Annotated in this window: 1 protein-coding gene and 1 pseudogene; both read left to right on the top strand. The window is 38.7% G+C overall.

From position 1 onward, the window contains the following. On the top strand, positions 1-770 hold a 770-nt coding region (locus tag DRB05_RS00245; RefSeq protein ID WP_205125711.1), incomplete at its 5' end, for a hypothetical protein. 162 nt (positions 771-932) lie between these two features. Then, positions 933-1,252 (top strand): annotated as a pseudogene (locus tag DRB05_RS00240) (hypothetical protein); the annotation flags it as partial.

Here is a 1,252-nt window from a genome sequence, read left to right as displayed (position 1 = left end):
TATATTATTTTATGGTTTACTTTATGAAAAAGTATTTAACGTTTGGTCACAGTTTTCTGTGTATTTTAGTCCTAACGCTCATTGGCTGTAGTGCATTTGATAAGTCCTTTGGTTTCAGAGGCCCGATAGTTGTAACAATAGCAACCAAAGATGGTAAACAGCCTGAAGCGCCATTTTTAATTAAATCTGCGCATGTTGAGTATGGAGGTCATGGGGGAAGTGGACATAGAATGGGCTATCTTTATGAAAGAATTGGCGATGCAAACCAACCGATTTTATTTCCAAGGGAGCACTTAGATCTCAAATATCCTAACGCTTATGCATTAATCCACTTCGAAGTGTATCATCCTATGTACCATATTAATTATTCGAGTGCAGGTTTTGCCCCAAGCAAAGCTGATGACCCAATTCCCTTTACAGTTGAAGTGGTTCCGCTGGAGGCAGTTTTGGCCCGAATAGAAAAAGAGGCTGAGCGCGCGAGCTTGGCGATGGAGCAGCTTGCACCGGATAGCCCAGAATATTATCGCCAGAGTTCGTTATTTGAAAAGACTAGGCACAGTTTAGGAACTTTGGTATCACAGCATATTGATTCCATAAAAACCGACTATTTACCAGTGCTTCCAAAAGAAATACAAAAAGCGGTGAGAGAAAAATATAACCCGATATTTAAAGAGTTATATTATCGCTATCCAGAAACCGACTGTGGGCTTTTGATGTATTGCCAAGAACAATTAAAAAAACCAAGAGAACACGAATATAATGGACTGTAAAAAAGGTAAGTGTTGTTGCTTTGAAGGTTTACATTAATTATAGGGGGATTTTGTGATCGAAGAAGTCTCTCAACTGGCTAGTATCCTTGGTTATAGAATTTCTGGTAGTTCAGATAATCCAGTGATTACGGCTATCTAGTATATTATTTTATGGTTTACTTTATGAAAAAGTATTTAACGTTTGGTCACAGTTTTCTGTGTATTTTAGTCCTAACGCTCATTGGCTGTAGTGCATTTGATAAGTCCTTTGGTTTCAGAGGCCCGATAGTTGTAACAATAGCAACCAAAGATGGTAAACAGCCTGAAGCGCCATTTTTAATTAAATCTGCGCATGTTGAGTATGGAGGTCATGGGGGAAGTGGACATAGAATGGGCTATCTTTATGAAAGAATTGGCGATGCAAACCAACCGATTTTATTTCCAAGGGAGCACTTAGATCTCAAATATCCTAACGCTTATGCATTAATCCACTTCGAAGTGTA

The organism is Pseudoalteromonas sp. A757 (genome assembly GCF_004103285.1).
Taxonomy (GTDB): domain Bacteria; phylum Pseudomonadota; class Gammaproteobacteria; order Enterobacterales; family Alteromonadaceae; genus Pseudoalteromonas; species Pseudoalteromonas galatheae.
This window is presented reverse-complemented; position numbering and strand designations above follow the sequence as displayed.